27 protein-coding genes are annotated in these 22695 nt (G+C 70.4%); 19 read left to right on the top strand and 8 right to left on the bottom strand.

Annotated features, from left to right (window positions below):
* Positions 1-48 precede the first annotated feature (48 nt).
* Entirely contained in the window at positions 49-429 is a 381-nt protein-coding gene (locus tag ITJ61_RS01035) for a VOC family protein (protein WP_104241028.1), read from the top strand.
* Here ITJ61_RS01035 and ITJ61_RS01030 read toward each other — a convergent pair.
* The 3 genes from ITJ61_RS01030 to ITJ61_RS01020 all read right to left on the bottom strand — a co-directional run bounded on the left by ITJ61_RS01030 (position 426) and on the right by ITJ61_RS01020 (position 3443).
* On the bottom strand, positions 426-1430 hold the full coding sequence (locus ITJ61_RS01030) for a Gfo/Idh/MocA family protein (RefSeq protein ID WP_194685232.1): 1005 nt from the start codon (positions 1428-1430) through the stop codon (positions 426-428). The genes ITJ61_RS01035 and ITJ61_RS01030 overlap by 4 nt on opposite strands.
* A 133-nt stretch (positions 1431-1563) precedes the next feature.
* Positions 1564-2235 carry a response regulator transcription factor gene (locus ITJ61_RS01025; protein ID WP_323744276.1) on the bottom strand — a complete coding sequence of 224 codons (672 nt, stop codon included), beginning with the start codon at positions 2233-2235 and terminating at the stop codon, positions 1564-1566.
* Entirely contained in the window at positions 2232-3443 is a 1212-nt protein-coding gene (locus tag ITJ61_RS01020; RefSeq protein WP_194685231.1) for a sensor histidine kinase, read from the bottom strand. The genes ITJ61_RS01025 and ITJ61_RS01020 overlap by 4 nt, the downstream gene beginning before the upstream one ends.
* A 117-nt stretch (positions 3444-3560) precedes the next feature.
* Between ITJ61_RS01020 and ITJ61_RS01015 the strand changes: the two genes are divergently transcribed.
* Entirely contained in the window at positions 3561-4346 is a 786-nt protein-coding gene (locus ITJ61_RS01015; RefSeq protein WP_104306503.1) for a GAP family protein, read from the top strand.
* Between the two features lie 39 nt (positions 4347-4385).
* On the opposite strand, the gene ITJ61_RS01010 is transcribed toward ITJ61_RS01015, so the two are convergent.
* From ITJ61_RS01010 to ITJ61_RS01000, 3 genes are read right to left on the bottom strand one after another with little or no spacing between them, the layout of a single operon-like run.
* On the bottom strand, positions 4386-4826 hold the full coding sequence (locus ITJ61_RS01010) for a thioredoxin family protein (RefSeq protein WP_146080186.1): 441 nt from the start codon (positions 4824-4826) through the stop codon (positions 4386-4388).
* A 54-nt stretch (positions 4827-4880) separates the two neighbouring features.
* Complete coding sequence (locus ITJ61_RS01005) at positions 4881-5321, bottom strand: thioredoxin family protein (RefSeq protein ID WP_104306502.1); 441 nt, start codon at positions 5319-5321, stop codon at positions 4881-4883.
* Between the two features lie 11 nt (positions 5322-5332).
* The gene (locus ITJ61_RS01000; protein ID WP_104306501.1) at positions 5333-5824 is read right to left on the bottom strand and encodes a DUF4395 domain-containing protein; all 492 of its coding nucleotides are present in this window, start codon (positions 5822-5824) and stop codon (positions 5333-5335) included.
* Positions 5825-5993: 169 nt separating this feature from the next.
* On the opposite strand from ITJ61_RS01000, the gene ITJ61_RS00995 reads away from it, so the two are divergent.
* Entirely contained in the window at positions 5994-6923 is a 930-nt protein-coding gene (locus tag ITJ61_RS00995; protein ID WP_104241021.1) for an aldo/keto reductase, read from the top strand.
* A 198-nt stretch (positions 6924-7121) separates the two neighbouring features.
* On the opposite strand, the gene ITJ61_RS00990 is transcribed toward ITJ61_RS00995, so the two are convergent.
* Positions 7122-8576: an ABC transporter permease gene (locus ITJ61_RS00990; RefSeq protein ID WP_228496542.1), complete on the bottom strand. Its 1455-nt coding sequence runs from the start codon at positions 8574-8576 to the stop codon at positions 7122-7124.
* Complete coding sequence (locus ITJ61_RS00985; RefSeq protein WP_104241985.1) at positions 8573-9322, bottom strand: ABC transporter ATP-binding protein; 750 nt, start codon at positions 9320-9322, stop codon at positions 8573-8575. Before ITJ61_RS00985 ends, ITJ61_RS00990 begins: the two co-directional genes overlap by 4 nt.
* 130 nt (positions 9323-9452) lie before the next feature.
* Here ITJ61_RS00985 and ITJ61_RS00980 point away from each other — a divergent pair, with 130 nt between their 5' ends.
* The 16 genes from ITJ61_RS00980 (at position 9453) to ITJ61_RS19660 (ending at position 22694) form a co-directional block, all read left to right on the top strand.
* The gene (locus tag ITJ61_RS00980; protein ID WP_194685230.1) at positions 9453-10814 is read left to right on the top strand and encodes a cryptochrome/photolyase family protein; all 1362 of its coding nucleotides are present in this window, start codon (positions 9453-9455) and stop codon (positions 10812-10814) included.
* Between the two features lie 139 nt (positions 10815-10953).
* The gene (locus ITJ61_RS00975) at positions 10954-11337 is read left to right on the top strand and encodes a VOC family protein (RefSeq protein WP_194685229.1); all 384 of its coding nucleotides are present in this window, start codon (positions 10954-10956) and stop codon (positions 11335-11337) included.
* Between the two features lie 47 nt (positions 11338-11384).
* Positions 11385-11768 (top strand): DUF4342 domain-containing protein, encoded by a 384-nt coding sequence (locus ITJ61_RS00970; RefSeq protein ID WP_194685228.1) that lies wholly within the window; start codon positions 11385-11387, stop codon positions 11766-11768.
* 94 nt (positions 11769-11862) lie between these two features.
* Positions 11863-12570: a helix-turn-helix domain-containing protein gene (locus ITJ61_RS00965; protein WP_258071214.1), complete on the top strand. Its 708-nt coding sequence runs from the start codon at positions 11863-11865 to the stop codon at positions 12568-12570.
* Positions 12571-12710: 140 nt separating this feature from the next.
* Positions 12711-13208 (top strand): 2-oxo-4-hydroxy-4-carboxy-5-ureidoimidazoline decarboxylase, encoded by a 498-nt coding sequence (gene uraD / locus ITJ61_RS00960; protein WP_194685227.1) that lies wholly within the window; start codon positions 12711-12713, stop codon positions 13206-13208.
* Positions 13205-13558: a hydroxyisourate hydrolase gene (gene uraH, locus ITJ61_RS00955; protein WP_194685226.1), complete on the top strand. Its 354-nt coding sequence runs from the start codon at positions 13205-13207 to the stop codon at positions 13556-13558. The genes uraD and uraH overlap by 4 nt, the downstream gene beginning before the upstream one ends.
* 2 nt (positions 13559-13560) lie before the next feature.
* Positions 13561-14478 carry a factor-independent urate hydroxylase gene (pucL, locus tag ITJ61_RS00950; protein WP_194685225.1) on the top strand — a complete coding sequence of 306 codons (918 nt, stop codon included), beginning with the start codon at positions 13561-13563 and terminating at the stop codon, positions 14476-14478.
* 106 nt (positions 14479-14584) lie between these two features.
* Positions 14585-15577: a uracil-xanthine permease family protein gene (locus ITJ61_RS00945; protein WP_416366841.1), complete on the top strand. Its 993-nt coding sequence runs from the start codon at positions 14585-14587 to the stop codon at positions 15575-15577.
* Positions 15574-16113, top strand: coding sequence for a solute carrier family 23 protein (locus ITJ61_RS20455; protein WP_416366856.1), 540 nt, complete (start codon positions 15574-15576; stop codon positions 16111-16113). Before ITJ61_RS00945 ends, ITJ61_RS20455 begins: the two co-directional genes overlap by 4 nt.
* A gap of 93 nt (positions 16114-16206) precedes the next feature.
* Complete coding sequence (locus ITJ61_RS00940; RefSeq protein WP_104341219.1) at positions 16207-17034, top strand: NAD-dependent epimerase/dehydratase family protein; 828 nt, start codon at positions 16207-16209, stop codon at positions 17032-17034.
* Positions 17035-17084: 50 nt separating this feature from the next.
* Complete coding sequence (locus ITJ61_RS00935) at positions 17085-17876, top strand: helix-turn-helix domain-containing protein (RefSeq protein WP_104241014.1); 792 nt, start codon at positions 17085-17087, stop codon at positions 17874-17876.
* A gap of 254 nt (positions 17877-18130) precedes the next feature.
* The gene (locus ITJ61_RS00930) at positions 18131-19168 is read left to right on the top strand and encodes an iron-siderophore ABC transporter substrate-binding protein (protein WP_194685224.1); all 1038 of its coding nucleotides are present in this window, start codon (positions 18131-18133) and stop codon (positions 19166-19168) included.
* On the top strand, positions 19165-20211 hold the full coding sequence (locus ITJ61_RS00925) for an iron ABC transporter permease (protein WP_323744275.1): 1047 nt from the start codon (positions 19165-19167) through the stop codon (positions 20209-20211). The genes ITJ61_RS00930 and ITJ61_RS00925 overlap by 4 nt, the downstream gene beginning before the upstream one ends.
* Positions 20208-21320 carry a FecCD family ABC transporter permease gene (locus ITJ61_RS00920; RefSeq protein ID WP_194685223.1) on the top strand — a complete coding sequence of 371 codons (1113 nt, stop codon included), beginning with the start codon at positions 20208-20210 and terminating at the stop codon, positions 21318-21320. The genes ITJ61_RS00925 and ITJ61_RS00920 overlap by 4 nt, the downstream gene beginning before the upstream one ends.
* Positions 21317-22177, top strand: coding sequence for an ABC transporter ATP-binding protein (locus tag ITJ61_RS00915; RefSeq protein ID WP_194685222.1), 861 nt, complete (start codon positions 21317-21319; stop codon positions 22175-22177). Before ITJ61_RS00920 ends, ITJ61_RS00915 begins: the two co-directional genes overlap by 4 nt.
* Before the next feature lie 55 nt (positions 22178-22232).
* Positions 22233-22694 (top strand): LexA family protein, encoded by a 462-nt coding sequence (locus ITJ61_RS19660; protein ID WP_258063096.1) that lies wholly within the window; start codon positions 22233-22235, stop codon positions 22692-22694.
* Position 22695: the final 1 nt, after the last annotated feature.

Genomic DNA, 22695 nt, shown 5'->3' with positions numbered 1-22695 from the left:
CTGCCAGGCGACGGTGAAATGTCGGTGGCTGCGGGCAGACTGGTTCGCATGACGGAACCAGCAGCCCGCGCCCACCATTCCATCGACTACCTCGAGTTCGGAGTCACCGACCTCGCCGTGGCCAAGCAGTTCTACGGCGATGCCTTCGGGTGGAGCTTCAACGACTACGGCCCCGGCCCCAACTACGTCGGCATCCGGCGACCCGGCGGTGACGCGACCGACGAGGTGGGCGGCTTCCGACTCGACCCCCAGGTCACTCCAGGCGGGGCGCTCGTGCTGCTCTACTCCGACGACCTCGAGGCGAGCGTCGCGCAGGTGCGCGCGGCCGGCGGCGAGGTCGTGAGCGGGCCCTACGAGTTCCCCGGTGGCCGCCGCTTCCACTTCACCGACCCTGCGGGCAACGAGCTCGGGGTCTGGTCGAGCTCCTAGCGCGAGACCGAGCTGGAACGAGCGGCCGCGATGCGCGCCCGCACCTCGTCGAGCGTTCTCATGATGGCGATCGACTCGTCGAGCGGCATGCGCGGGCTCTCGAGCTCGCCGGCGCTGAGGCACCGTTCGACCTCGAGCGCCTGGAACTGCATGCCGCGACCCACGTGCTGCGGCTTGTCGAAGCGGAGGACCTCGCGCTGCCCTCGGCCGCCGTCGTAGACCGTGAACGAGGTCGACGCGTAGAAGACCGAGTCGATGTCGATCCAGCCGTCCGAGCCGACGATGGCCGCGCGGTTCGAGCCGGGCGCATCCATGCGCGTGAGGGTCGCCGAGGTGCGGCCGGCACCATGACGCAGGAGCACGGAGGCCGAGAGGTCGACCCCGAGCTCCGAGGCCTCGCCGTCGACGAGCATCGAGGTGGGCTCGCCGAGGTACCTCGAGGCGAACGAGATGCCGTAGACGCCGAGGTCGGCCATGACGCCGCCGCCGAGCTGTGGGTTCCCGTGGCGGCTCGTCGGAGCCACGTCGAGGTTCTGGAAGTGCGAGCTCGACACGCTCACGAGCTCGCCGATCGAGCCGCGCTCGAGGACGTCGCCGATCGCGTCGGCCGTCGGCAGGAAGCGCGTCCACATGGCCTCCATCGCGAACACGCCCTTGGCGCGGGCCGCCGCGACGACCCGCTCGGCTTCGGGGGCGTCGTTCGTGAACGACTTCTCCACGAGCACCGGCTTCCCGCCGTCGATCGCGAGCAGCGCCTGCTCGGCGTGGAACGCCTGCGGCGTCGCGATGTAGATGACGTCGACGCCCGGGTCGGCGACCAGGGCCTCATAGTTGCCGTAGGAGGTCGGAATCGACAGCTCGGCGGCGAACTCGGCGGCGCGCGTCGCCTCCCGAGAAGCGACCGCCGCCACCTCAAGGCCCTGCGCCACGAGGTCGCCCACGAAGGTCCTCGCGATGTTGCCAGCCCCGAGAATTCCCCACCGCACCCGTTCAGTCGTCACGGAAAAACCCTAGCCGGGCGCCGCGCGCACTGCGAGAGCTCCGCGCGTCGAGCACGAGGCCTTCTCGAATGCCATGACGGAGAAGTCCTTCGACGTCGCCAGGTGAGCCGCGTCTCGCGGATGCGGGCGCGCGTCAGTCGCTGAGGCCGGCCCGACGCGCGAGCACGGCGGCCTCCATCCTGGACACGACGCCGAGCTTCGCGAGCACCCGCGAGACGTGGGTCTTCGCCGTGGAGGCGCTGATGTGCATCCGCTGGCCGATGCCGGAGTTCGACAGCCCCTCGCCCAGTGCGGAGAGCACCTCCCGCTCTCGCGCCGTGAGCTCGGCGAGCCCGGGCACCTCCGGACTCGGCGTCGGAGCGCCGTCAGCTGTCTGCGCGAAGCGATCGAGGAGACGCCGTGTCACCTCCGGCGACAGGGCTCCCTCGCCCCGAGCCACCGCCTCGACTGCGGCCTGGAGGGCCGGCCCCGACGTCGTCTTCAGCAGGAAACCAGCGGCCCCTGCCCGGACGGCGCCGAACACGTACTCGTCGAGGTCGAAGGTGGTGAGCACCAGCACCTGCGCGAGCGAGTCGGCGACGATGGCTCGCGTGGCCTCGATGCCGTCGGTCCCCGGCATGCGGACGTCCATGAGCACGACGTCGGGTCGCAGGGCGCGCGCGTTCCTGATCGCCGCGGCCCCGTCGCCGGCCTCGCCCACGACCTCGACGCCGTGGGCCTCGAGCAGCAGCCGCAGCCCGGCCCGGACCGCGGCGTGGTCGTCGGCGACGAGCACACGGATGGGGCCGTCGATCTCCTCGGTCACGATGCGCTCCCCTCGGGTCGTTCAGTGGTCTGCGCCCTCGAGCCCGCGGTGCGCGGCACCGTCGCTGCGACTCGCCACCCAGCGCCCTCTGCCGTCGGCCCAGCTTCGAGGTGGCCGCCGAGGCGCTCCGCCCGCTCGCGGATGAGACCGAGCCCGTTGCCGGTGCCCGGCGCTGCCTCCATCCGGGTGCCGCCCGTCGAGGTCACGACGACGGAGAGCCAGTCCGCCCGCTCCTCGAAGCGCACCTCGACGACCGCACCCGGCGAGTGCCGCCCGGCGTTCGAGACGGCCTCGGCCACCACACGGGCGAGGGCCTGCTCGGTGGCGGCAGATGCACTCGGCACCTCCCCGACGATCCTCGCCTCGACCGACTCCGCCGAGGCCAAGAGCTCCGCGACCTGAGCCAGCCTCGGCGGCGCCGCGACCTCCCCGTCGCCGGCACCGCTTCGGAGGATGAGGATCATCGACCGCATCTCGTCGAGCCCGTCGAGGGCCGAGTCGCGGATCGCCTGCAGCGCCCCCGCCTCCCGGCCTCGAACCCCGGACCCCGCGAGGGCCGCCTCCGAGGTGATGGCGATCGCCGAGAGGTTGGCCGCTACAACGTCATGGAGGTCGCGGGCCATGCGCTCCCGCTCGTCGCGCACCGCCTCCTCCCGCTCCAGCACGAGCAGACGCTCGGCGTCGTCCGCGCGCGCTTCCTGCACTCGCGCGAGTTCCGCGCTCTGACGCACCGAACTCGCCCACCAGAGCGGCGTGCCGAAGATCGCGAGGGCCTGCAGTCCGAAGAACACGCCCTGTCGCAGCGCCTCGCCAAGCAGCACGGGCACGGCGAAAGCCGCCACCACGGCCACCGCGACGAGCACCTGCACCGCTCGCAGCGCCGCCGGCGGGCTGTACCGGCCGACGATATAGAGGGCATCCAGCACCAGAACGGCCCCGCCGATGACGCCGACGAGCACGAAGGCGGACACCGAAATGGTCACGCAGATGAGCAGCACCAGCACGGGGAAGCGCCGCTTCTGAGTGAGCGCCAGCCCGCCGAGCGCAACCGCACCGAGGCTCAGCGCGATGTGCTGGGGCGAGTCGAAGAGCGCCAGCAGGACGGCAGCCGCGATCGCGAAGAGCGTGGTCGTCGCGTCCTCGTCGGGCCGCCAACCGGCGCGGAGGTGCCGGGTTCCCGGCGCGACGGCGCTCTGCGGTTCGGTCATGGCACCATCCCAGCACACGGACGCCAACGCGCGGTCACCCGAACGATGTACGCGAGCACCGCGGCTGGCATCTTTCAGCGGATGCGGCCGGGAGCCGGCGCGCAGGAGGGTTGCGGCATGTCCACTGAACTCCTGCTCTCGCTCCTCGGTCTCGCGCTCGTCGACAGCCTGAGCGCGGGCACGCTCCTCATCCCGATCTTCTTCCTGCTCGCGACCGGCCGCGTCCGCTTCGGACGCATCCTCACCTACCTGGGGACGATCGCCGGCTTCTACTTCCTCGTCGGGCTCGCCCTCACGGCCGGCGCATCCGCCTTCCTGGAGAACGCGGCTGCCGTGCTCGAGACCCCTGCGGCCTACGCCGTTCAGCTGGTGGTCGGCGGCGGACTGCTTGTTGTGGGCATCTGCATGCCGACCAAGAAGCGGGACCGGGTCGCGGCCGGGGCCGGGGCCGCCCAGGACGGGAGAGCGCTGCCGGCACGCCCCGGGGAGCCGGCGAAGCCCGCCAAGGGCAGGCTCTCCCGCTGGCGCGACCGCGCCCTCGGAGATGGCCCACCCGTGACCGTCATCGCGCTCGCGCTGGCGGCGGGGCTCATCGAGCTCGCGACGATGATCCCGTACCTGGCGGCGGTCGGCCTCCTCACGGGCTCGGGGCTCGGCATCGCCGGTTCGGCTCCGCTCCTCGCCGCCTACTGCGTGGTCATGGTCGCGCCGGCGCTGCTGCTGCTCCTCGGCCGCGTCGCCGCTCGACGCGCGGTCGAGCCGCGCCTGCGTCGGCTCGCCGACTGGCTGAGCCGCAACGCCGCGGAGAACACAGCCTGGATCATCGCCATCGTCGGCTTCTTCCTGCTCAGAGACGCGCTCGCGCATTCGGCGAGCTTCGACTTCTGGCCGTTCAACACCTGACGGCGCCGGTGCCGGCGCGGGTTGCCACCAAGACCGCCGTCAGCGCACGCTGAGCTCGATGAGCTGCGCCTCGACCGACTCACGCAGCGGGGACCCGTCGAAGCGACCGGCGCGGTTCCCGTCGGCGTCGAGGAGCAGCACCGTGGGGGTCACCACGATGTCGTAGGGCAGCACGAGTTCGGGCCGGATGCTCGTGTCGACTTCCGCGAGCACAACCCCCGCCGAGGTCGCCGCGACGTCCTGCAGCATCCACCTCGTGGCGGCGCACTCCGCGCTGTCGGGGGCGGTGAAGAGCACGATCGTCGCGCGGCGGCCGGGCAGCACGTCCTCGGGCAGGAGCTCGAGGTCGATCTCGGACTGCTCGGGCTCGGGCTCGCCTTCGCCGTCGAAGCGGCTCACCCCTCGTCGCGCGACCCACCCGACGACGGCGACGATGAGCACAAGCGCCATGATCACGAGCAACACCACTGATCCGTCCACGCGCTCAGCCTCCCATACTCGGGGGTTCGGAGGTCAGGTCCGCGGGCGTTCGCGTCACGAGCTGAGCTGCAGGAGCTGCGCCTCGAGCTCAGCTCGTCTCGGAGGGCCGCCGATGCGTGCGACCCGCTTGCCGTCGGCGTCGAGCACCAGCACGGTCGGCGTCTGCCGCACGTCGTAGCTCCTGGCCAGGTCCTGACGGTCGGTGAGGTCGACCTCGGCCACGACGACGCCGGGGGCCGTCGAGGCGAGCTGGTCGAGCATCCGCTTCGTGGCGGGGCACCTCGCGCAGAACTCCGTGGAGAAGAGGATGATCGTGGCGCTGTCCCCCGGCTCGACGCCGGCCCCGAGGAGGTGCAGGTCCGTAGCCTCCGCTGCTGCACCGGCTGGGTCACGCGAGGCCTTCAGGCGACCGTTCGTCCGCTGCAGGACGACGCCGATCACGCTGGCGACGACGACGAGTCCCACGAGCACCATGACGGCGAGCGAAGCATCCACGGGCGACTCCCTCAGGCCTGCACGCCGCGCGGGCGGATGACGCCGACCCGAAGGAGCACGACGTACAGCTGGCAGCCGAGGCAGTAGCCGAAGGCGGCGTTCAGGAAGGCCGCGATGAAGGCCGCCCCCGCGGCCACAGGCACGGCGAGCGGAACACCGAGCACGTGCAGCACGACGCCGATGAGGGTCACCGCGAACCCGACTCCCTGAGCGAACGTCGGCGGCGCCGCCTCCTCCGTCTCGGCGGGTGGCGCGAGCCGCGGACGGATCACCGCGGCGAAGAATCGCCCGTAGGGGTGCCGCTGGATGCCCGCGAACGCGCCCCACGCGAAGAGCGCCGTCAGGGCGGCAAGGAGGAGGAAGCCGGGCTGCACGAGCCTGCCCGCCAGCGTTTCCGCCGCCGGGGCGACGAGGCCGAGGAAGACGGTGACGAGGAGCAGGACAGCCGTGATCGCTGCCCCGAACCGCGGCCCGCGTGGGTCGATGCGAGTCTGTGCCGACATGATGCTCCGTCTTCCGGGGGTGACCTCGGCGACGGCTTCAAGCGAAGCCAGCCCCGGGGTGGCAGCGGATGCTGTGCCGAAAGGGTAGGCGCGTGCGGCCCAAAGGGGAACGACTGTGACGCTCCGCGACGACCAGGTTCGGCGGGAGGTGGCTTGAGATGATGCCAGCATGAAGACCTTCACTCTCCCCCAGACCGACGTGCGTGCCTCGAGCATCGTCCTCGGTCTCATGCGCATCATGGACCTCGACGACGAGCAGCTGCGCACCCTCGTCGGCACGGCCCTCGACGCTGGCGTCAACGTCCTCGACCACGCCGACATCTACGGCGGCGAGCGGCACGCCTGCGAGCGTCGCTTCGGCGAGGCCATCCGCCTGTCCCCTGCCGAGCGCGAGCAGGTGCTCATCCAGTCGAAGGTGGGCATCCGCGAGGGCTACTTCGACTTCTCGGCCGAGCACATCCTTCGCACGGTCGACGAGTCACTCGAGGCCCTCGGCACCGAGTACCTCGACGTGCTCCTGCTGCACCGTCCCGACACCCTCGTCGAGCCGGAGGAGGTGGCGACGGCGTTCAACGAGCTCCACAGCCGCGGCAAGGTCCGCCACTTCGGCGTCTCCAACCACACGCCCGGTCAGGTCGAGCTGCTGAAGTCGGTGGTCGCGCAGCCCCTCATCATCAACCAGGTGCAGCTCAGCATCACCCACGCTCCGATCATTGCGTCGGGGATCGCGGCCAACATGGTCGGCCTCGACCAGTCCATCGACCGCGACAACGGCATGCTGGACTACGCGCGCCTCAACGGCATCACCCTGCAGGCGTGGTCGCCGTTCCAGAAGGGGTTCTTCGATGGCGTCTTCCTCGGCGACCGCGAGCACTTCGCCGAGCTCAACGACGTGCTGGAGGCGCTTGCCGACAAGTACGGCGTCACGCCCATGGGGATCGCGACGGCCTGGATCACGCGTCACCCCGCGAACATCCAGGTGGTGCTCGGCACGACGACCCCGTCGCGCGTCGCCGAGTCGGCCGCGGGCTCTGACGTGCACCTGACGCGCGAGGAGTACTACCGCATCTTCACTGCGGCCGGCCACACGCTGCCGTAGCGTCGGCACGCTCCCGAGCCTGCCTGAGCCTGCCTGAGCGCAGAAGTGTGGCCCGGTGCTGCTCCCGATCTCGGGAGCAGCACCGGGCCACAACTCTGCGGGCGGGCGGCCGTGCACGCGGGGCGGGCGGCCGTGCGCACGGGGCCGGGCACCAGCGGAGACCGCCGGCGGCGGCGACTCGCAACCGGCGCCAGCGCCTCAGTCGACGGCGAGCGCCGCGACGGGCGAGACTCGGGTGGCTCGACGAGCCGGCAGCAGCGAGGAGGCGACGGTGATGAGCAGCGTCACGAGGAGCACGGCGGCGACGGTCACCCACGGGATGCTGGGCGGGACGAGCTGGCCGACGAGCGACCCGAAGGTGGCCTGGGCGCCGACCCACCCGTAGAACACCCCGAGGAGCAGACCGAAGAGCGCGGATGAGGCGATCATGGCGACCGCCTCGGTCACGATCATCCGCCGCACCTGGCCGACGGTGAAGCCGAGCGCTCGCAGCAGCCCGAGCTCCCGCCGCCGCTGCATGACGCTCAGGGACAGCGTGTTGACCATGCCGACGGCGGCGAGCAGCACGGAGAAGCCGAGGAGGACGCTCATGATGGCGGTCGTGACGTCGATGACCTGCTCGAAGGCTGCGTACATCTCGGGCTCCATCTGCCCGAACTGGAGGGTGATGGCGCGGAAGGTCTCGCTGGCGACCGCGAACATCGTGACGAGCGTGATGCCGATCACGAGGCCGATGACGGCGCGGCTGCTTCGCGCGGGGTTGCGCACGGCGTTGGCGGCGGCGAGGCGCGGCACGGGGCCGCGACCGAGGGCGCTCCCCACGAGGCTCATGAGGGGCGGGAGGATGACGGGAGCGCCGATGATGACGCCGACGAACGAGAGCATGCCGCCGCCGAGGCTCACGAGCACGCCGCTCGGGCTCTGCAGGCCGAAGAACACGCCGCCGATGAGCATGGCGATGCCGAGGGCGATGAGGATCGTCGCCGTGACGCTGCGCCCGCGACCGGCGCGGAGCTCCTGCATGGTGGGCTCTGCGCTGGACGAGGTCGCCGCGATCGGCGAGACCGTGAGCACCCGTCGCGAGCCGACCCAGGACGCGATGATGGTCGCCGCCGTGACGGCGATGACAGGCGCCAGGATCGCGGGGTGCACGATCGGGAACGGGAACGGGTCGAGCGCACCGTTCGTGATGGCCAGCTGCGCGCCGAGGGCCGTCAGCCCGACGCCGAGGGAGGCCCCGGCAACGGCACCCGAGGCACCCTGGACGAGTCCTTCGCGGACCGTGCGCCGGCGCAGCGACCGACCGGACGCGCCGATGAGGCGCAGCAGCGCGATCTCCTTGGTGCGTCCGGCGATGACGGTGGCGACCGAGTTCGACGTGACGACGGCGCCCACGAAGAGCGCGATCGCGAAGAACAGCGCGGCAACCGTGCCGAGCACGCTGGCGAGGGCGCCGATCTCGCTGAGGCCCATCGCGTCGAAGTAGGCGGCCAGGTCGGCGACGATCATGATCAGCACCGTGCCGAAGGCCGCCGAGAGGGCGGAGACGATCACGACGGCGGCACCTCCGCTGCTCTGCTGGGACTCGGGGGCGCGCTGCGCCTTGGCGGCGCTGCTGGCCTGCGCCGCAGGTGCGGTGCTCGTGGCACTCATGCTGCCGTCTCCATGGAGAGCATGAGGTTCGCGATCTCGGCGGCGCTCGTGCGCGGACGATCGGCGACCACCTTGCCGTCGGCGAGGAACACGACGCGGTCGGCGTGGCTCGCGGCGATCGGGTCGTGCGTCACCATGGCGATCGACTGCCCGTACTGGCTGCTCGCCGTCGAGAGCAGCGAGAGGACCTCGCGGCCGGTCTTGGAGTCGAGGTTTCCCGTGGGCTCGTCGGCGAAGATGAGCTTCGGCCGGGTCGCGAGGGCCCGGGCGATGGCGACCCGCTGCTGCTGCCCGCCGGACAGCTCGTACGGGCGGTGGGCGAGACGCTGCGAGAGCCCGAGCGTCTGGATGAGGTGCGAGATCCAGGCTTCCTCGTCGCGCGAGACGGTCCGGCCATCGAGGTCGAACGGCAGCATGATGTTGCCGCGCACATCCAGTGTGGGCACGAGGTTGAAGGCCTGGAAGATGAAGCCGACCGCTCGGCGCCGCAGCACCGTCAGCTCGCCGTCGTTCATGCCCGTGATCTCGGTGTCGCCGAGGAACACGCGCCCGGACGAGGCACCGTCGAGGCCGGCCATGACGTGCATGAGCGTCGACTTGCCAGAGCCGCTCGGGCCCATGATGGCCGTGAACTCACCGCTTCTGATGCCGAGGCTCACGCCGTCGAGGGCGGCGACGCTGCCGTGGGTGCCGTAGATCTTCCGAACGTCGACGACGCTCGCGACAAGTGGGGGTGTGGTGTTCATGTCATCGACGCTACGGACGCGCCCCGCTGGGTCGCGTCCACCCCAGGTCGCGGCCGCATGCTCCTCTGGGATGACACGGGCGAGCCTCACGTCCAGCCAGCGGACGAGGTTCGCCCAATAGCCTTGCCGCATGGCCTCCCCAACGCTCGTCTGGTTCCGTGACGACCTGCGCATCCACGATCACCCGGCCCTCCACGTCGCGCTCGAGCGCGGTCGGCCCGTCATCGCCCTGTTCGTGCTCGACGAGGAATCCCCAGGCGTGCGCGCGCTCGGGGGCGCCGCGAAGTGGTGGCTGCACCACAGCCTGCTCGCCCTGCGCGAGCGCCTCGAGGAGATCGGCGGGGCGCTCGTGCTGCGCCGCGGCCAGGCCGAGGAGATCGTGCCAGCAGTCGCCGAGGACGCGGGCGCCGAGCTCGTCGTCTGGAACCGGCGCTACGGCGGGGCAGAGCGCGAGATCGACGCTCGCATCAAGCAGGGCCTCGTCGACGGTGGGATCGAGGCGCATAGCCTCCCCGGGTCGCTCCTCACGGAGCCCTGGCAGATCCAGACCGGCCAGGGTGAGGCCTACCGCGTGTACACGCCCTTCGCCAACGCCTGCCAGAGCCGCTTCCAGCACGAGCCGCCCCGCGTGCCGCTCGAGGCCCCGGACGCCCTGCCCCACGGCTCGAAGGCGAGCTCGCTCGACTCCGACCCCCTCGACTCCTGGGAGCTGCTCCCCACACGCCCTGACTGGGCCGAGGGCCTCCGCGAGGAGTGGACCCCCGGTGAGCACGGTGCCCACGAGCGTCTCGAGGCGTTCCTCGACGGGGTCGTCGGCGACTACAAGGCCGATCGCGACCGGCCAGACCTCGAGGGCACGAGCCGGCTCAGCCCGCACCTGCGCTGGGGCGAGATCTCCTCCGCCCAGGCCTGGCACGCCCTCGAGGGCCGCACGGGCGAGGGGGCGGCGACCTTCCGTCGCGAGCTGCTCTGGCGGGAGTTCGCCTGGCACACGCTCTACAGCTTCCCTGAGCTGCACACGCGGCCCTGGCGAGCCGCCTACGAGGACTTCCCGTGGCCCGAGCTCGACCGCGATGCGCTCGACGCCTGGCAGCGCGGCAGCACCGGGGTCCCCATCGTGGATGCCGGCATGCGCGAGCTCTGGCGCACGGGCAGCATGCACAACCGCATCCGCATGGTCACCGCCTCGTTCCTCACCAAGCACCTGCTCACCGACTGGCGTCGCGGCGAGGAGTGGTTCTGGGACACGCTCGTCGACGCCGATCAGGCTTCCAACCCCTTCAACTGGCAGTGGGTCGCAGGCTCCGGTGTGGATGCCGCGCCCTACTTCCGGGTCTTCAACCCGGAGCGCCAGGCCGAGCGTTTCGACCCGCACGGGGCGTACGTGCAGCGATGGGTCCCCGAGGCGGGCAGCGACGAGTACCCGGAACCCATCGTGGGGCTGAAAGAGGGGCGGGAAGCCGCGCTCGCGGCCTGGCGCGAGGTTCGCTGACACCCGAGAGCGACCCGTCCAAAGCACCTCCGGGAACTGTCGGCGGCCGGTGCTAGATTGCCCGCACGTTGCACCGTCGACGCACCGGCATCCACCGGTCGCGGCCGAACGGCACACGAGGGGAACCAGGGGCATCATCATGGTTGAGTACCGCATCGAACTCGTCGGCGTTCCCGTCGCCGACGTCGACCGCTCGCGCGCCTTCTACGGCGAGACGCTGGGGTGGCCGGTCGACCACGACCAGGTGGTGAGCGACGAGATCCGGTTCGTGCAGGTGACCCCTCCGGGCTCCGCGTGCTCGATCGCCTTCGGCATGGGCATCAGCGACATGCCTGCAGGTTCCCTGCGCGCGCTCCAGTGCGTCGTCGCGTCCATCGAGGAGGCGCACGCCGACCTCCAGAGCCGAGGCGTCGCCGTGAGCGACATCGACGAGCAGGCGTGGGGGCGCTTCATCTCCTTCGCCGACCCTGACGGCAATTCCTGGTCCATCCAGGAGCTGCCCGACTCCTCCAAGATGACCTGACCCAGTTCCACCGAAACGCAAGATCACCGACGAAAGGGATGCACCACATGACGGAAAAGAAGAGCGGATACGAAGAGTTCAAGGTCTCCGGGGAGAACCTCCTCGGCAAGGTCAAGGAGCTCGTCCACGAGGGCAACGTGCGTCGCGTGTTCATCAAGAACGACGACGGCACGACACTCCTCGAGATCCCCCTGACCGCTGGCCTCGCCGTCACCGTCGTCGCCGCGGCGCTCGCCCCGGTGCTCGTCGCGGTGGGTGCGATCGCAGCGCTCGTGACGCAGGTGACAGTCGGCGTCGAGCGCCGCGGCCCGGACTCCACCGACCGTGCGGGCAGCTCGGCTGACACCGACGGCGTGCCGAAGAGCGACGTCGTCGCGCCTGCGCCCGCCGCGGAGGCCACCGACCCGGACCTGGGACCGACGACGGCGTAGCTTGTCCTTCACACCGCCGGAGCTTCGGCTACCGGCGGTGTGAAGCTCGCGCTTGCTACTCTGTGGGTTCCCAGAGCCGAGAGGCGCGTGACCAGTGCCAGAACCAGAGACCGTCACCCCCAGGTCCGACGCGGAGATCGCCGCTGCTTCGACGCTCGCCGATCAGGCGGGCGACGCCGCCGAGCTGGGTGCCCGACTCCGGGTGCTCCGTGAGGAGGCCGGCCTCTCCCTCAGGGAGCTGGCGAGGCGCCTCGACATCTCCGCCAGCGCCGTCTCCCAGATCGAGCGTGGCGTCATGCGGCCGAGCGTGAATCGGCTGATCGCGATCGTCGGCGAGCTGGGTGCCTCCATCACGGATGTCTTCGCGGGCGGCACTGGCGCGCATGCCGAGCGTTCGAGCTTCGGCAGCTACAGCCTGCTCCGGCAGGGCGAGATCGCTCCCGTGGTGCTCGAGAACGGCGTGATCTACCGCCGCCTCTCCGGTTCGCGCACCTCGGGCATCGACCATTTCGAGTCGACCTTCCCGCCTATGACCTCCGCCTCTGCGGGCGACGCGAGTTCGTTCGCGACCCACACGGGCGTCGAGTCAGGGGTCGTCATCTCCGGCGAGCTCACCGTCGAGGTGCATGGCGACACCGTGACCCTGCGTGCCGGCGATTCCATCACGTACTCCTCGGAGACACCGCACCGTGTGAGCAACCGCTCGCCGGAGCCGTGCGTCGCGAACTGGGTCATCGCAAGGGCCCCGCACTCCGACCCGAGCGATCCGCTGTTCTCCGAGTCGCACACCGCGCGCAGCTGACGGCAGCTCACCCCTCCGCTGAGGCGGGCTCGTCGGCGGTGTTCTCGAAACGCATCGAAACCTCTCTTTTACCTCGCTGAAATCTCCCACGGGGCGTGAAGGGATAGCTTTACGGTTATCCGCCACGGAGGGATCTGCCTGTGCTCATCAGCGACTTCAATCGGCTCAGCGACGCCGATGCAGCCGACTTCGCCGCGACGCTCGTCGCAATACCCACCTTCACGACCACGATGGTTCGATCGCGACCGTTCGCCTCGAAGGCCGCCATGCGAGAGCGCGCCGCCGAGGCGGCGTCCGCCTGGAGCCAGGCTGAGGTGCAGCTCGCGCTGTCCGGCCACCCGCGCATCGGCGAGCGGGCCAGCGCCGCCGAACCGGGCGCCGGGCACTCCGCCAGGGAGCAGGGGGCAGTCGCCACCGCGGGCGATGAGCTCCGCGAGCGCATCGCCGAAGGCAACCGCCGCTACGAGGCGCGCTTCGACCGCATCTTCCTCGTCAGGGCGGCGGGCCGCTCCCCCGCCGAGATCCTGGAGCAGCTCGACGCGCGCCTCGAAAACGACGACGACGCGGAGCTCGCCGTCGTCGCCTCGGAACTCCGCGACATCACCCTCCTCCGCCTCGACGAATCGGTGACCGAATGACCAGCCACATCACGAGCCACGTGCTCGACAGCTCTGTCGGACTGGCCGCCGCGGGTGTGCACATCCGCCTCCGGACACTCGACGGCCGGGAGCTGGCGCAGGCGGTGACGGATGCGGACGGCCGCGTCACCGACCTCGGCCCGGAGGCCCTCCCCGCCGGCTCCTACGAGCTCGTCTTCGAGACGGGCGCGTACTTCGCCGAGCGCGGCGTCGCGACCTTCTACCCGCACATCACGGTGGCGTTCACCGTCGCGAGCGCACCAGGCACGCCCGGCGACGGCGACCCGCCGCACTGCCACGTGCCACTGCTGCTGAGCCCATTCGCCTACTCGACCTACAGGGGGACCTGACCATGACCGACGTCACCGTGAGTCTCGGCGCGAACAAGTACGGCAAGGCGGAGAACCGCCTCGTCAGGATCACCCGCGACACCGATCGCCACGAGATCGAAGACCTCAACATCACCAGCCAGCTGCGCGGAGCGGCCCTCGCCGGGTCCTACCTGGACGGCGACAACTCGCTCGTCGTCGCCACCGACACGCAGAAGAACACCATCTTCGCGTTCGCCCGCGAACACGGCGTCGGCTCCCCCGAGAGCTTTCTCCTCAAGCTCGGCTCGCACTTCGTCGACGCCTTCGAGTGGATCGAGGGCGGCCTGTGGCAGGCCGAGCAGTTCGAGTGGGAGCGCATCCGCGTGGACGGCGCCGAGCACGACCATGCCTTCGTGCGCAAAGGCCAGGCGACCCGGCTCGCGACCGTGCAGAAGATCGACGGGGCGACCCACGTCACGGCCGGGCTCAAGGACCTGACGGTGCTCAAATCGACGGGCAGCGAGTTCCACGGCTTCCCGCGAGACAAGTACACGACCCTCGCGGAGGCGACCGACCGCATCCTCGCGACCTCCGTCACGGCGCGCTGGCGCTACATGCCAGAGGCCGTGGATGCGGAGCCCGACTACAACGCCCTCTACGAGGCGATCTCCGCGGTCCTCATCTCGACCTTCGCGACCGTCCACTCCCTCGCCCTGCAGCAGACCCTGTGGCAGATGGGCAAGGCCGCGATCGAGCAGTTCCCCGAGATCGCGGAGGTGCGCTTCGCGATGCCGAACAAGCACCATTTCCTCGTCGACCTCTCCCCGTTCGACCTCGACAACCCCGGCGAGGTGTTCTTCGCCGCCGACCGCCCCTACGGCCTCATCGAGGGAACCGTCATCCGAGACGGCGTCGCACCGGCGCCCGAGGCCTGGGCAGACACGCCCGGGTTCATCTAGGGTCCTGCCGGCCAGCGAGCCGGCGTTCTCCGCACACCCTCAGCTCAGCGCTCCGCCCAGCTCCCGCGTGGCAGCGCTGCTTGACGACCCCAAGAGAGGTCAGCTCATGTCTCCCGATCCCCGCAGAAGCCAAGCGCCCTCGACTCCTCCGTCAGCGTCCGCATCACCGTCACCGGATGCTCGCCCGGAGGACGAACGGCTCAGCCCGGGCAAGACCGTCGGCTACGGCGTCCAGCACATCCTCGCGATGTTCGGCGGCGTCATCGCCGTTCCCCTCATCGTGGGTGGCGCCGCCGGCCTCGACGTCGGCCAGAAGGCGCTGCTCGTCGCCTGCGCGCTCTTCGTCAGCGGCGCGGCGACCGTGCTGCAGACCATCGGGGTGCCGTACTTCGGCTCGAGGCTCCCCCTCGTGCAGGGGATCTCGTTCGCGGCCGTCTCGACCATGCTCGCCATCATCGGCAGCAACGGGGAGACCGGACTCCAGACCGTGTTCGGCGCCGTCATCGTCGCGAGCGCCATCGGCCTCATCATCGCCCCGTTCTTCGCCAGGATCGTGCGGTTCTTCCCTCCCGTCGTGACCGGATCGATCATCACCGTCATCGGCCTCTCCCTGATGCCGGTCGCGGGACGCTGGGTGACGGGCTCCGACCCGACCGCCGAGGGATTCGCATCCGCCGACAAGATCGGCCTCGCCCTGCTCACCTTCGCGGTGGTGCTAATCCTGAGCAAGATCCGCGCCCTCTCCCGGCTCGCCGTGCTGCTGGGCCTCGCGATCGGCACGGTCTTCGCGCTCATCCTCGGCCAGGCCGACTTCGACGCCGTCGGGTCCGCGTCGATCTTCGCGTTCCCGCAGCCCTTCGCCTTCGGCATGCCGATCTTCGAGATCGGCGCCATCGTCTCCATGACGATCGTGATCCTCGTCATCATGGTCGAGACGACGGCAGACGTGCTGGCCGTCGGAGAGGTCGTCGGAACGAAAGTCGACTCGCGCCGCGTCGGCGACGGGCTGCGCGCCGACATGCTGTCCTCGCTCATCGCCCCGTCTTCAACTCGTTCCCCGCGACCGCCTTCGCGCAGAACGTCGGACTCGTCGCACTGACCGGCATCAAGAGCCGCTTCGCCGTCGCGGCCGGAGGCGGGCTGCTGGTCCTCCTCGGCCTCTCCCCCATGGCCGCCGCCGTCTTCAGCGTCATCCCGAGCCCCGTGCTGGGCGGCGTGGGCATCGTGCTCTTCGGCAGCGTCGCGGCCAGCGGCGTGCGCACCCTCTCGAAGGTCGACTACACCGGCAACAACAACATGATCATCGTTGCCTCGTCGCTGGCCTTCGGGCTCATCCCGGTCGTCTCGACGCAGTTCTGGCACGCGTTCCCCGACTGGTTCGTGACGATCTTCGACTCGGGCATCAGCGCGGCGGCGATCGTCTCGGTGGTCCTGAACCTCTTCTTCAACGTGTGGCTCCCCGGCACCCCGGAGCAGCCGTCGAACCTGGCGGCCGCCCCCGCACTCCGGGTGCAGACCGAGGAGCTGCGGGTGCTGAAGTCCGGTGGCTCACTCGACGAGCACTCCTACGAGCACAACCCGACGCCCGTCGAGCAGGGCACCCGCGCCCGTCCGTCGGGGCCGGACGAAAGCTGAGGATCCGGTCGGCGGGTGCGACCGCCCGGAATGACTCCGACCCCGCCTCGGTTGCACCCCAGTGTCCAGTTCGACACAGCGGAAGGCGACAACATGAAGGTGTTCCTGACCGGAGCGACCGGCTACATCGGCTCGGCAGTCCTGCGCGCGCTCCTCGCGAACGGCCACGCCGTGACCGCCGCGGTGCGCAGCGAGGAGAAGGCGGCGCGCGTTCGAGAGACCGGCGCAAAGGCGGTTGTCGTCGACCTCACCGACCGGGCGGCGCTCGCCCCGCTGCTCCGCCAGGCGGAGGGCGTCATCCACACCGCATCGGCGCAAGACGTCGACCCCAGCTTCGTGCCCAGCGTGCTCAACGAGCTGGTGCACTCCCCGACGCAGTTCGTGCACACGAGCGGCATCTGGCTGTTCGGCGACAACTCGTCCATCACGGAGGAGTCCGAAACCGACGCACCCGAGATCGTGTCGTGGCGCGTCCCCATCGACCGCCAGGTCATCAACAGCAACGTCAACACCGCGATCATCGCACCCGCGGTGGTCTACGGCGGGCAGGGCGGCGTCACCCAGCTCCTCGCTGGTGACGGGTCCGGCCCCGTGTCCCTCGTCGGCGACGGCAGGCAGCGGTGGACACTCGTCCACGTCGACGACCTCGCCGAGCTGTACGTCCGGGTCCTCGAGAAGGGTGCCGCCGTCGGCTACGTGATCGCGGCCAGCGGAGAGAACCCCACGGTTCGCGAGATCGCCTCGTCGGGGCACGGCACGGTCGAGCTCGTCGAGGAGACACCGGATGCGAGCCGCGAGCGGCTCGGCGCCCCCTTCGCCGACGCGCTCCTGCAGGACCAGGCCGCGACCGGGCAGTACGCGCGGGACGCCTACGGGTGGACGCCGACGTCCGGTGACTGGCTGAAGGCCGAGCACAGCTGAACGACGACCGCCGTGCGGGCGGCATCCGCTCGGCTCCGTAGGCTGGTGCCATGAGCACGTTCGGCGCTCCGGAGGTCGACCGGAGGAGCCTGCCCCTCTATGAGGCAGGCTCCATCGACGTGCCGTATGTCATCGACGGCATGAATGAGGCGATCGAGCGGAACACGTTCTGGGAGGAGCACTCCCACCCCACGCACGAGCTCATCTGGAACACGCGCGGCGCGTCCTCGCTGACCGTCGGCCCACGCACGTGGACGATCACGCCGGCCGTCGGCCTCTGGATCCCCGCCGGGGTCAGGCACACGGCGTGGACGCCGGCCGGCACCTGGTACCGGACGGCGATGTTCAGCGTGCAGACGACGGCCCCCATCGCCGACGAACCCGTCGCTGTCGACGTCACCGACCTGCTGCGCCTGCTGCTCGACCGTCTCGCGGAGCCCGGACTCGACGACGCGTCCCGGGCGACGACCGAGGCGATGGTGCTCGACGTGCTCGCCCCCTCCCCGCATGAACTGCTGCTGCGCATCCCCGACTCGCCCCTGCTCGCTCCCATCGTCGACGCGGTCAGGGCGGATGTCCGCGACGCTGGCACACTCGAGGAGTGGTCGGTCGAGCTGGGTGTGAGCGCCCGCACGATCACACGGCAGTTCCAGTCGGAGACCGGCCTGGGCTTCAGCCGCTGGGTCGCAACGGCTCGCATCCAGCGCGCCATCGTGCTCCTCACTGACGGAGAGAGCATCGACGACGTTGCGGTCGCCACGGGGTTCCGGTCGGCGAGCGCCTTCGGCACCGCGTTCCGGCGGGTCACGGGGATGAGTCCGGGGCGGTTCCGGGCTCAGTAGCCCTGGCGGGCTGAAGCAGCCGCCGATCGCGACCACACGCACCACACGGTGTCTGTTTCGCAAAGAAATGTGTCGGTTCGCCTCGATTGCAAACGCGACGCGCGTCGCTTAGCTTTGGTAAGGCACTCCTAACAGGGCAAGCTCTCGGCCCTGCACGGCTGCCGCTGACTTCGACACCGCACCCCGCCTCTCCGCCGCCAGACGGCGTTCATCGGCGTGCGCAAAAGGCTCAGCTCCCCCCTCGAAAGGACACCATGCCCCGCGCTTCCAAGCTCGTCGCCCTCGCCGCGACAGCGCTGCTCACGGCAGGCCTCGCCGCCTGCTCGACCACCCCCTCCGCCGGCACGAACGCGGAGCCGGGCGCAGCGAACGGCGACTTCACGCCGATCACCATCGAGCACGCCCTCGGCACGACGGCGATCACCGAGAAGCCCGAGCGCATCGCCACGGTCAACTGGGCCAACCAGGAAGTGCCCCTCGCCCTCGGCGTCGTGCCCGTCGGCATGGCCAGGGCCGACTTCGGCGACGACAACGGCGACGGCATCCTCCCCTGGGTGAGCGAGAAGCTCGAAGAGCTCGGCGGCGAGACCCCGGTGCTCTTCGACGAGACCGACGGCGTCGACTTCGAGGCCGTCGCGGACACGAACCCCGACGTCATCCTCGCCGCGTACTCGGGCCTGACGCAGGAGGACTACGACACCCTCTCCGAGATCGCACCGGTCGTCGCCTACCCGGAGACGGCCTGGGCGACCTCGTGGCGCGACATGATCCGCCTCAACAGCCAGGGCATGGGCCTCGAGGCCGAAGGCGACGCACTCATCACCGAGCTCGAGGGTGAGATCGAGGCGACGGCGGCCAAGTACCCGGCCATTCAGGGCAAGAAGACCATGTTCCTCACCCACGTCGACGAGACCGACCTCAGCCAGGTCAGCTTCTACACGACGCACGACACCCGCAGCGCATTCTTCGAGGACCTCGGCATGACGTTCCCGCAGAGCCTCGTCGACGCGTCGGCATCGACCGACCAGTTCTCGCAGACCATCAGCGCCGAGCAGAGCGACACGCTCGCCGACGTCGAGATCATCGTCACCTACGGTGGCGAGGAGCTCGTCCAGACCCTCCAGGGCGACCCCGTGCTCTCGCAGATCCCCGCCGTCGCCAACGGCTCGATCGTCAACCTGCCAGGCACAGAGCCGCTCGGCACGGCCGCGAACCCCACGCCGCTGTCCATCTCGTGGATCCTCGACGACTACGTCGCGCTCCTCTCGCAGGCAGCAGAACAGGTCAAGTGACCCAGACCGCTCCTCCCGTAGCCGCCGGGGGTGTCGCCATCGTGCGACGCCCCCGGCGGCTGCGGGCGTTGTGGTTCCTCCTCGCGATTTCCTCGCTCGGCGCGCTCATCGTCGTGTCCGTCATGATCGGATCGCGCGACGTGAGCTGGGCGGATGCGGTGGCAGCCCTCGGCGGATCGACGAACGGCTTCGACGAGGCGGCCATCGCGAAGCGCATCCCCCGCACCTTCCTCGCCGTCGCCGTCGGGGCCGCCCTCGGCGTCTCGGGCGCCGTCATGCAGGGCGTCACCAGGAACCCGCTCGCAGACCCGGGCATCCTCGGCGTCAACATGGGCGCATCCCTCGCCGTCGTGACGGGAATCGCCTACTTCGGCCTGTCCTCCGCGTCGAGCTTCATCTGGGTCGCCATCTCCGGCGCGGCCCTCGCGGCCGTCTTCGTGTACGTCGTCGGCTCGCTCGGGCGGGGCGGCGCGACGCCCCTCAAGCTCGCCCTCGCCGGTGCGGCGACGTCGGCCGCGCTCGCGTCGTTCGTGACCGCCATCATCCTGCCCCGGGGCGACATCAGCCAGAGCGCCAGGTCGTGGCAGATCGGCGGCGTCGGCGGAGGCACCTGGGACAGCATCTCGCAGGTCCTGCCGTTCCTCATCGTCGGCTTCCTCGTCAGCCTCGCCTCCGCGAAGGGCCTCAACTCGCTTGCCCTCGGCGACGATCTCGCCGCTGGGCTCGGCGAACGCGTCGCGCTGACGCGCGGCGCGGCGGCCCTCGGCGCCGTCGTGCTCTGCGGCGCCGCCACCGCCGTCACGGGCCCCATCGCGTTCGTCGGCCTCGTCGTGCCTCACGCCTGCCGCCTCATGTTCGGCGTCGACCACCGCTGGGTACTGCCCTTCTCCGCCGTCGTCGGCGCCTCCCTGCTGACGGGGGCGGATGTGCTCGGCCGCATCCTCACCCGCCCGTCCGAGATCGACGTGGGCATCATCACGGCCATCATCGGAGCCCCCATCTTCATCTGGATCGTCCGCCGCTCGAAAGTGCGCGCCCTATGACCGCGACCCGCCCTACGGGCTCTGCCGCGCCAGCCTCCTCGCCGACCTCGCTCGCCCCGGCCTCCCCGAACTCCGTCATCGAGGCGACAGCCCGCGCCGTCGCGCGCAGCCGCGGCCGACGCAGCGCGCGACGCCGACTGCTGATGCTGGTACTCGTCGCCCTCATCCTCGTCGTCTTCGTCGTCTCGCTCATGGTCGGACAGACCTTCTACGGCCTCGACCAGGTCATCGCCGTCGTCCTCGGCCAGGACGTGCAGGGCGCGACCTTCACGGTCGGGCGGCTCCGACTCCCGCGTGCCGTACTCGCGATCCTCGCCGGCCTCGCGTTCGGCCTCGCCGGCGTCACCTTCCAGACGATGCTGCGCAACCCGCTCGCGAGCCCCGACATCATCGGCATCTCCTCCGGCGCCAGCGCGGCCGCGGCCTTCGGCATCGTCACGCTCTCGCTTGGCGCGAACGAGGTGTCCTTCTTCGCGATCTTCGTCGGCCTCGGCGTCGCCATCCTCATCTACGTCCTGTCGTTCAAGGGCGGCGTCACGGGAACGCGCCTCATCCTGATAGGCATCGGCATCGCCGCCATGCTCGACAGCATCACCAACTACGTGCTCTCGCAGGCCGCCCAGTGGGACCTCCAGGAAGCGCTGCGCTGGCTCAACGGCAGCCTCAACGGCGCATCCTGGAACGCCATCCTCCCGGTCGCGATCTCGATCGTCGCGCTCGTCCCGATCCTCCTCGCCCAGAGCCGCAGCCTCTCGGCAACGCAGCTCGGCGACGACACCGCAGCGGCCCTCGGGGTGCGCGTCAACCGCACGAGGCTCATCGTCATCGTCACCGCCGTCGGCGTGCTCTCCTTCGCGACAGCCGCCGCAGGCCCCATCGCCTTCGTCGCGTTCCTCGCCGGACCCATCGCCGCCCGGCTCTTCGGCGGAGGCGGATCACTCCTCATCCCCGCCGGCCTCGTCGGAGCCCTCCTCGTGCTCGTCGCCGACCTCGTCGGCCAGTTCCTCCTCGGCACCCGCTACCCCGTCGGCGTCGTGACCGGCGTGCTCGGTGCGCCGTTCCTCATCTACCTGATCATCCGCACGAACCGCGCGGGAGGCTCGCTATGACCGCAGACCACACCCTCATCGTCGAGCAGCTCAGCCTGGGCTACGGCGACCGAGTCGTCATCGACGAGCTCGACCTCCTCGTGCCGCCAGGCAAGGTCACGGCGATCGTCGGTGCGAACGCGTGCGGCAAGTCCACGCTGCTGCGCTCCATGTCGCGGCTCCTCACGCCTCGCGACGGGCACGTCCTCCTCGACGGCAAGGAAGTGCACAGGACACCCGCGAAGCAGCTCGCGCGCATCCTCGGGCTCCTCCCCCAGTCCCCCATCGCCCCCGAGGGCATCACGGTCGCCGACCTCGTCGGCCGCGGTCGCCACCCGCACCAGAGCATCCTCTCCAGGTGGAGCCACGACGACGACCTCGCCGTCGCCGCCGCCCTCGAAGCGACAGAGACGACCGCCCTCGCCGACCGCCACGTCGACGAGCTCTCCGGCGGCCAGCGGCAGCGAGTGTGGATCGCGATGGCCCTCGCCCAGCAGACCGACCTCCTGCTGCTCGACGAACCGACGACCTTCCTCGACGTCAGCCACCAGATCGAGGTGCTCGACCTCCTCACCGACCTCAACCAGTCCCGCGGCACGACCATCGTCATGGTGCTCCACGACCTCAACCTGGCAGCGCGCTACGCCGACCACCTCATCGCGCTCGCCGACGGCGGACTGCACGCAGCGGGCGAGCCCGGCGACGTCCTCACGGTCGACACGGTGCGCGCCGTCTTCGGGCTCGAGAGCCTCGTCGTGGAGGACCCAGTCTCGGGCCGGCCGCTCATGGTGCCCATCGGTCGCCACCACTCGGCGGATGCATCCGTCACGCATCCCGAAGGTTCATCCGCGACAATTGGGGCTCGAACACACGCGTGAGCGAGCGGGACCACACCCCGCTCTCTCCGCCGAGACGAAGGACAGGGTGCCGACCGTGAGCGATGCAGGCGTCGAGATCCTCGCTCCCCTCGGGCACCCGGAAGAGGTCGAATCCGGCAGCACGCCCAATGCGCAGCTCCCGGAACGCGCGGACGAAGCAGTCCCAGCCGGCTTCCCCTCACCCGCCCAGGGCTACTACTCCGGCCCCGTCGACCTCAACCGGCACCTCATCAACGACCCCGCCGCGACCTTCATCGTCCGCGTCAGCGGCGACAGCATGATCGGGGCCGGCATCTTCGACGGCGACGAGATCATCGTCGACCGCTCCCTCGAACCGCACGACGGCAACGTCGTCATCGCCGTCGTCGACGGCGAGCTCACCGTCAAGCGCCTGCGCTTCGAGCACGGCCGCGTGCGCCTCGCGCCCGAGAACCCCGCGTACGCCGACATCGTGCTCGAAGAGCTCAGCGAGCTCACCGTGTGGGGCGTCGTCACGAGATGCCTCCACCGTGTCTGAG

Source organism: Pseudoclavibacter sp. VKM Ac-2888, assembly GCF_015351285.1.
Lineage (GTDB): Bacteria > Actinomycetota > Actinomycetes > Actinomycetales > Microbacteriaceae > Pseudoclavibacter.
Note: the sequence above shows the minus strand (reverse complement) of the source record. Positions and strands in the feature narration are given on the sequence as shown.

Coding starts and splice junctions, on each gene's coding strand:
- ITJ61_RS00945 (WP_416366841.1), top strand. CDS start 14,585: ATGTCTCCCGATCCCCGCAGAAGCCAAGCGCCCTCGACTCCTCCGTCA.
- ITJ61_RS00990 (WP_228496542.1), bottom strand. CDS start 8,576: ATGAGTGCCACGAGCACCGCACCTGCGGCGCAGGCCAGCAGCGCCGCC.
- ITJ61_RS00935 (WP_104241014.1), top strand. CDS start 17,085: ATGAGCACGTTCGGCGCTCCGGAGGTCGACCGGAGGAGCCTGCCCCTC.
- ITJ61_RS00980 (WP_194685230.1), top strand. CDS start 9,453: ATGGCCTCCCCAACGCTCGTCTGGTTCCGTGACGACCTGCGCATCCAC.
- ITJ61_RS00975 (WP_194685229.1), top strand. CDS start 10,954: ATGGTTGAGTACCGCATCGAACTCGTCGGCGTTCCCGTCGCCGACGTC.
- ITJ61_RS00930 (WP_194685224.1), top strand. CDS start 18,131: ATGCCCCGCGCTTCCAAGCTCGTCGCCCTCGCCGCGACAGCGCTGCTC.
- ITJ61_RS00995 (WP_104241021.1), top strand. CDS start 5,994: ATGAAGACCTTCACTCTCCCCCAGACCGACGTGCGTGCCTCGAGCATC.
- ITJ61_RS00970 (WP_194685228.1), top strand. CDS start 11,385: ATGACGGAAAAGAAGAGCGGATACGAAGAGTTCAAGGTCTCCGGGGAG.
- ITJ61_RS00985 (WP_104241985.1), bottom strand. CDS start 9,322: ATGAACACCACACCCCCACTTGTCGCGAGCGTCGTCGACGTTCGGAAG.
- ITJ61_RS01020 (WP_194685231.1), bottom strand. CDS start 3,443: ATGACCGAACCGCAGAGCGCCGTCGCGCCGGGAACCCGGCACCTCCGC.
- ITJ61_RS01015 (WP_104306503.1), top strand. CDS start 3,561: ATGTCCACTGAACTCCTGCTCTCGCTCCTCGGTCTCGCGCTCGTCGAC.
- ITJ61_RS00940 (WP_104341219.1), top strand. CDS start 16,207: ATGAAGGTGTTCCTGACCGGAGCGACCGGCTACATCGGCTCGGCAGTC.
- pucL (WP_194685225.1), top strand. CDS start 13,561: ATGACCGACGTCACCGTGAGTCTCGGCGCGAACAAGTACGGCAAGGCG.
- ITJ61_RS00920 (WP_194685223.1), top strand. CDS start 20,208: ATGACCGCGACCCGCCCTACGGGCTCTGCCGCGCCAGCCTCCTCGCCG.
- ITJ61_RS00915 (WP_194685222.1), top strand. CDS start 21,317: ATGACCGCAGACCACACCCTCATCGTCGAGCAGCTCAGCCTGGGCTAC.
- uraH (WP_194685226.1), top strand. CDS start 13,205: ATGACCAGCCACATCACGAGCCACGTGCTCGACAGCTCTGTCGGACTG.
- ITJ61_RS01035 (WP_104241028.1), top strand. CDS start 49: ATGACGGAACCAGCAGCCCGCGCCCACCATTCCATCGACTACCTCGAG.
- ITJ61_RS01000 (WP_104306501.1), bottom strand. CDS start 5,824: ATGTCGGCACAGACTCGCATCGACCCACGCGGGCCGCGGTTCGGGGCA.